This window comes from Clostridioides sp. ZZV15-6597, from assembly GCF_020657815.1.
GTDB lineage: Bacteria > Bacillota > Clostridia > Peptostreptococcales > Peptostreptococcaceae > Clostridioides.
The window spans coordinates 46,689-53,444 of sequence record NZ_JAGWCT010000019.1; the positions used below are offsets into that span (position 1 = coordinate 46,689).

Annotated in this window: 6 protein-coding genes; 2 read left to right on the forward strand and 4 right to left on the reverse strand. The window is 25.0% G+C overall.

What is annotated here, in order from left to right; translation table 11 throughout:
* Nucleotides 1–152 precede the first annotated feature (152 nt).
* Nucleotides 153–2,387, reverse strand: a complete 2,235-nt coding sequence (locus KGF52_RS06720) for an EAL domain-containing protein (protein ID WP_227839559.1) — start codon at nt 2,385–2,387, stop codon at nt 153–155.
* 411 nt (nt 2,388–2,798) lie between these two features.
* On the opposite strand from KGF52_RS06720, the gene KGF52_RS06725 reads away from it, so the two are divergent.
* Together KGF52_RS06725 and KGF52_RS06730 are read left to right on the forward strand one after the other, a co-directional pair.
* Nucleotides 2,799–3,608: a MerR family transcriptional regulator gene (locus tag KGF52_RS06725; protein ID WP_227827291.1), complete on the forward strand. Its 810-nt coding sequence runs from the start codon at nt 2,799–2,801 to the stop codon at nt 3,606–3,608.
* Between the two features lie 447 nt (nt 3,609–4,055).
* Nucleotides 4,056–4,742, forward strand: a complete 687-nt coding sequence (locus KGF52_RS06730; protein WP_227839560.1) for a hypothetical protein — start codon at nt 4,056–4,058, stop codon at nt 4,740–4,742.
* A 43-nt stretch (nt 4,743–4,785) separates the two neighbouring features.
* Here KGF52_RS06730 and KGF52_RS06735 read toward each other — a convergent pair whose 3' ends face one another.
* The 3 genes from KGF52_RS06735 to KGF52_RS06745 form a co-directional block, all read right to left on the reverse strand.
* Nucleotides 4,786–5,460, reverse strand: a complete 675-nt coding sequence (locus KGF52_RS06735; protein WP_227432770.1) for an MgtC/SapB family protein — start codon at nt 5,458–5,460, stop codon at nt 4,786–4,788.
* 220 nt (nt 5,461–5,680) lie between these two features.
* Nucleotides 5,681–6,235, reverse strand: coding sequence for a cysteine hydrolase family protein (locus KGF52_RS06740; protein WP_227839561.1), 555 nt, complete (start codon nt 6,233–6,235; stop codon nt 5,681–5,683).
* Nucleotides 6,236–6,313: 78 nt separating this feature from the next.
* Nucleotides 6,314–6,679: a winged helix-turn-helix transcriptional regulator gene (locus KGF52_RS06745; RefSeq protein ID WP_227839562.1), complete on the reverse strand. Its 366-nt coding sequence runs from the start codon at nt 6,677–6,679 to the stop codon at nt 6,314–6,316.
* Between the last annotated feature and the right edge of the window lie 77 nt (nt 6,680–6,756).

The following is a 6,756-nucleotide window of genomic DNA, read 5'->3' on the forward strand; positions in this document are numbered from 1 at the left end:
AGCACATAGTGGGAATTTTATCATTAATTTGTCGAACGATTGTGATTAATTATATAGTAGAATGCTTGTTATTAATTATACATAAACTGGAGTTTTAATTTAATAAATCTATAAAGGTACTTATAATTTATTTATAGTTGAGACATTTTAAATTAAATATCTATTAAATTTTTTATTTTATCAACATCTATATACATACCTTGTGCAATAGACCTTCCATCAATTGCAGAAAGATTACATTGTTTATACATAACTGTAACAATCTGACCATTACGCTTTATAAATCTGTATAAAAAAGATTCAATCTTATTTGTATCAATCATTTCTAAGCTTTTTTTATAAACGAAGTCTAAATCATCTGGATGAACAATTGCTCTTAAGTTGCCACTCATTTCACCAAAAAATTGTTCTTTTGTATAACCTATAATATCAAACATTTCTTCGTTCATATATGTAATAATCATATCACCAAATAAATCATAGCGAATGATACCTACAGGTAGCATTGAATAAAATTGTGATAAAGTACTACTTTCATCTAGATGAGTATTTGTCATTTTAGGTATTGAATATGATTCAAATTCATTTATATAGCCAGCAGTTTTAATTAAATCTAAATGTATTTTTGTTAAGATTAATTTATTTTCTGAAATAATACAATTTGCACTAAAATAGAAATTACTATAATTTTGACAACCTGTAGTTTCATCAGATAAAACAGCTTCTCCACTAATTAGTAATGAATCTGAACTAACATCATGTGGAGTTATACTTTTATAAAGAATAGAAAATTTTTTACCTTTGATATGTTTTTCAAAGTATTCTATTACCTCAGGAAAAGATGTAAGTTCTTTTTTGTTATAAAAGTCAAACCATTTAATATTTTCAATAACATTTGCTCTTAGTTTTTGCATATCTTGCATAATAAAAAATGCATCAAAGATTTTTTCTATTAAAGATTTTCCTATATCAGAATATTCAATAGACATTTTGCCTGAAGTATTTTTTTTAGATAGTAACTTTTCAAATTGCTTACATTCCATAGGCTTTGCATAATAAAAACCTTGAGCAATGTCACAGTTTATGCTTTTGATAAACTCTACTTGTTGTTTTGTTTCAACACCTTCACACACTGTAAGTATACCAAGAGCTCTTGAAATATTTATTATAGAATACAAAATTGTTGTATTTTTAAAATCGTTTAAGTTATGAGATAAAAATATTTTATCAATTTTTATTACATCAAAAGGAAGGTTTTGTAACATACCAAAAGATGAATATCCAGAGCCAAAATCATCCATTGATACAGAAAAACCAAAAGAACGTAATTCATTTAGTTGTTGAATAATTGTATTTGTATTTTCTATCAATATATTTTCTGTAATTTCAATGCTAAAATTTGATGTAGCTACATTATATTTCTCAGCAATACTTTTTAAAGTGCTTGGAAAATTAGGGCTAAAAAAATGAAGACGAGAAAAATTACAACAAATTGGAACAAACACATCATTGCTATCAATCCATCTTCTTATATTTCTACAGTTCTGTTCGAATAAATATAAATCTAATTCTATTATCAATCCAGATTGTTCAAATAAAGATATAAATTTATCTGGAGTGAGAAGCCCTTTAAGAGGGTGTCTCCAGCGTGTAAGTGCTTCACATCCAACTATAGTATTACTTTTTATATTATAAAGTGGTTGGTAAAATACCTCAATTTGTTTATCCAATAAAGCGTATGATATTTCTGATAAAAATTCTTTATCATTTTCTAATTTATTATAAAAATTATTATCCTTAAAATCAAATGAAATGTATCTATTCTTACCTTCACTTTTAGCTTTTTTTAAACCGCTATATACTTGATTTAAAAGTATTAAAGTACTTATATCTGATTTACCATCCCAAATTGCACTACCAATGCTAAATGTAACATTAGAATAGATTTCTTTTTCATTAGGAAGTTGTATTTTTAATTCCCTAGCGCATTTTATAATAGATGTTCCCATGTCATCTAATTCTTCCTTCGATACATTTGGGATAGCAATTAAAAATCCTTCTCCTTTTAAATGGCCAACTATTCCTTTAGATTCTGGAACATAATACAATAGTTTTTGAGTAAGATTAATTAATAAATTTTCTCCAACTATGTATCCATATATATCATTGAATAATTTAAAGTTATCAATATTTAATAACATAATTCCAATAGAAGTATTTTTTGAAATACAATTATCAATATATTGATATATAAATTTTCTATTTGGTATTTTAGTAAAAAAATCTATTTCGTTTGAGATTTTTAATTTACAATTTCTTTTCTCTAAATCTTTAGACAATAGTTCTACTTTTTTATTTAACATTTTTATATAATTATAATTTGGCATAGTATTCCCCCATAAGATACTTTGATTTTTTGATAATAACTGTGTTTATACTAAAAATATTTAAATGTTAATTAATATTTGAACAATATACTGAAATAATATATTAATATCATTAAATTTATAAAGCGATATTTCGGAAATAAAAAATAGTGTATAAAAATATAATGGCATAGGTGTAAATATAAAGTCAAATATATCTTTTAAAAAGCTTAAAGTCAGAAATGTCATAATCAATATTATAATAGAATAATGAACAAAGTATAGATATATTTAGATAGTTAACTAAATACAATTTATTTTTGAAACCTTGTTTTAGAAAATTTTTTAGTATATTCTAAAATAGACTTAGGAAAATAGACGAGTTATTTATTTTTAAGAAAAAATATAATTATGGAGGACTTTATTATATAAATGAAAGATTATTATAAAATAGGAGAAATATCTAAAATATATGGTATAGGTAGAGATTCTTTAATGTACTATGAAGAAATAGGAATTCTAAAACCATTTAGAGATACTAATGGATATAGAATGTATAATATATCTGATATATGGAAATTGAATTTGATAAAAGAATTTAGAAGTTTGAATTTTCCAATGAAAAAGATAAAAGAATATTTAGATGATAGAAGTATAGAATCTACAAAAACTATATTAAATGAAGAACTTGATTTAATTGACAAAAAGATGCTTGAGCTTGTAAGTCACAAGGAAAATATCATAACAAGATTAAGTTCAATTGAAAGTGTGATTCAAAATACTAAAATAGACGAGATAGAAGTTGTATATATAGAAAAAAGGAAAGCCTTAGAATTAAATGCTGATATAGAAAGAGATGAAGATTTTGATTTCTTAATTCAAAAGCTTCAAAAAGAATATGAAGACAGATTTAATATACTTGGAAATAATAATATTGGTTCTGCTTTTTCTATTGAAGCAATCAATAATGGTATCTTTAATGAGTTTAAGTCGGTATTTTGTTTTTTGGAAGATAATGAGGAGATATATAATATAGTTTTTGATGAAGGATATTATGTAACATTAAATTATACTGGAAGTAACTCCAATAATAAAATATATATGGAAAAAGTATTTAGATTTATAGAAGAAAATAATTATAAAATAAATGCGGCACCAATAGAGATATATAAAATAGATATACATGAAACTGGAATTGTAGATGAATTTGTAACTGAAATTCAAGTTCCTATAACTAAATAGCTAAATTTTAATGGATTAGACAATAAATAATATAAAAAAATGTAAATTTACCACTAATTTGCCACCGTATTATAAAATCGGTGGCAAATTATATTTTAAGACCTTCTAAAATATTTACTGTTTCATTTTTCATTTTATGTGTGACATAAGAGTAAGTCTTAATTATATTTTATATTAGTTAAAGTATAAGTATATAGTGCTTAGATTGAAAATTAGTAATAATTATCTTTATATTTATATCCAGTTAAGAATATATAATTTTGATTTTCGACAACATTTATTATTTGTTTACTATATAATTTAATTAGTAATGTATAAAGAGGGGGATATAGGATGAAAATTAAGGAATTATTAAAAATTAATATCAACATTTATCAGACATAAATCTTATTAGATTAATAGTTATGGATGATAAAGTAGTTAACTTAATGTTTTGGAGGGGAATTTATGTTTGAGAAGTTTAAAGTATTAAAAAGTTGGCAAAAGATATTAATTGTTATTATAGGAATTTTATTATTACCATTAACATTATTATTATTTTCTATTTTATTTTTAGTAAAAAGTATAAATAAAAATAGTAATAAATTAGTAAAAACATTAAAAGTTGTTATAAGCTTATTTGTGGTATTTATACTCTTAATGTTCAATTGGGTATGGTGGGGAGCAACGCTCAAAGTAGCAACAGAACCTAATTTGAATGAGCAACAAGAAATAAAAAGAAAAGAAGAAGAACAGGATATAAAAGACAATGAAGTAAAAGAAAAACAAGAATTAAAAGCAAAAGAAGAAAAAGATAAATTAGAGCAACAAAAGAAAAAAGAGTTAGAAGAAAAGAAAAAACAAGAGGATTTAGAGTTAGCTCAGAATAAAAAGGAAGAAAAGGAAAAAGCAGAAAAACTTGCTAAAGAAAATGCTGACAAGTCAACAGAAAACGCTCAAGCTCCAAATCCTAAGACTGAAGAATCAAATCCAACCAACCAAAAAACATCTGAAACTGTATATGCAAATGGAGGAAAATCTAAATCAAATAAATATCATTCTTCTCCTACTGCACATAATATGGAAGGTGCAATTTCAATGAGTAGAGAAGAAGCAGAAGCAAATGGATATGTAGCTTGTAAAACATGTTATTAGTAACAAAGAAATAGACTAGTGTTTAGCTAGTCTATTTCTTATATTATATCTCTAAAGATTCTATAAGAGGATTATCACTAAACAACTTTAACAGATTCGTCTTTTTATATCCTTTAGGTAATTTAGTATAGATAATTACTTCTAGCCAATCTCCATCAATGCGTTTAATATTCATATTTATAATTTCAATTTTAGACTGTTTAAATTTTTCTTCAATATATGAGATTGAATCCGTGCTGTTAGAAATTTTAAGAGAAACCTGTTCTGCTGTAGGGAGTTTCATCCATTTCCTATCTCTATGAAGTAGTATTTGAGTGATAACGATAATAATGCTTGAAACAATACCAAGTAAGTATAATCCACAACCAATTGCAAGTCCTGTACCTGCTGTCGCCCATATACCAGCAGCTGTAGTAAGTCCGCTTACTGATTGATTTCTGATAAATATTAATCCTGCTCCTAAAAAACCTATTCCACTGACAACCTGTGCTGCAACACGGGCAGGGTCTAAACCAATACCTGGAGTACCTACTACATCATCAAATCCATATTTGGAAACAATGATTATAAGTGCTGATCCTAGTGCTACTATAAAATGAGTTCGGATTCCAGCTTCTTTTAGCCTATTCTTTCTTTCATATCCAATCAAAGCTCCACATAAACCAGCAATAATGATTCTTGCTATATATTCAAATTGAATAAGTATATGATTATTCATCTATCTAGCACCCCCTTTTATGTAATATTATATATACTATAACACTACATTTTTTATGTGGATATAGTAACATTTGAAAATTATATGATTGTTGCATCTAAATCTAAAATATGAAAAAGTATTTTATGTATATAAAAATGGTATAAGGGATATATAAGATTATATAATTAAAGAGCAAACTTAAATTAATTAAGATTACTCTTTATAATGGTAAATATTTTTATTTACAATAATTAGACAAAAAAATGTCTGTATTTTTTATATCTGCAAAACTATGTTGTAAAGATGCCATAAATACTTGATGTACAGTTTCAGCAGAAATCTCTTTGTCATCCCAAAATAAATTTTTTGTTGTGCAAGCATCGCTTATAAGAGTAATATCGTATCCAAGTTTCTTTGCTGTCCTTACACTTGTATCAATACACATATGACTCATCATTCCACAAATCACTAATTTATCTATGTTTTTTTCTTCAAGACAACTTTGTAAACACGTTTTAAAAAAACTATCTGGTGTATGTTTAATGATAATTTCTTCATTCTTAAGTGGAAAAACAATTTTATTTATCTTTGAACCATAAGTGTCAGGTAGAAAGAATGATGTAGTTGAACTCATTGATATATGCTGTACATGAATAATTGGTAAGTTATTTTTTCTAAAGAGTGTCAGTATTTTTTTAGCATTTTCAGCAGTTTTTTCTGTATTAAATAATTCACATTTCCCATTTTTAAAATAATCATTTTGAATATCAATTAAAATTAAAGCTATAGACATATTTATACCTCCTTTTATATTTTTATTATAATACTGTTAAATGAAATGTAAATTACTTACTTTTTGGTATGTATAGAACTATTTATTATAATAGATTCCTTTATTGTCTAAAAATTCTTGTTGTCCATGTTCAAGCATATATTCTATACCTATTTCTTGCATTATCTCTACAGCTTGTAACATTTTTTTGCCACGATTAGTAAGAAAATATTCAGTATGTAATGGATATCCAGTTGAACTGATTTTATCAACAATACCAAATTCTCGAAGTTCTTTTAACTGTTGGATTAACATTTTTTGACTTATTCCATCTATACTATGCTCTAAGTCAGAGAATGTTTTATTACATTGTCTCAATTTAAATACAATTATAGTCTTCCATTTTCCTTTAATGATATCATGTACAATTTCAAGAGGGCATGTATATTCATCTCTTATTTTCATAATATATCACCTCCATAAAATGATAATAAATTATATCACTGCTTTTATAATATGACAAATCTATATGAAGTATATAT

Coding starts and splice junctions, on each gene's coding strand:
- KGF52_RS06720 (WP_227839559.1), bottom strand. CDS start 2,387: ATGCCAAATTATAATTATATAAAAATGTTAAATAAAAAAGTAGAACTA.
- KGF52_RS06725 (WP_227827291.1), top strand. CDS start 2,799: ATGAAAGATTATTATAAAATAGGAGAAATATCTAAAATATATGGTATA.
- KGF52_RS06730 (WP_227839560.1), top strand. CDS start 4,056: ATGTTTGAGAAGTTTAAAGTATTAAAAAGTTGGCAAAAGATATTAATT.
- KGF52_RS06735 (WP_227432770.1), bottom strand. CDS start 5,460: ATGAATAATCATATACTTATTCAATTTGAATATATAGCAAGAATCATT.
- KGF52_RS06740 (WP_227839561.1), bottom strand. CDS start 6,235: ATGTCTATAGCTTTAATTTTAATTGATATTCAAAATGATTATTTTAAA.
- KGF52_RS06745 (WP_227839562.1), bottom strand. CDS start 6,679: ATGAAAATAAGAGATGAATATACATGCCCTCTTGAAATTGTACATGAT.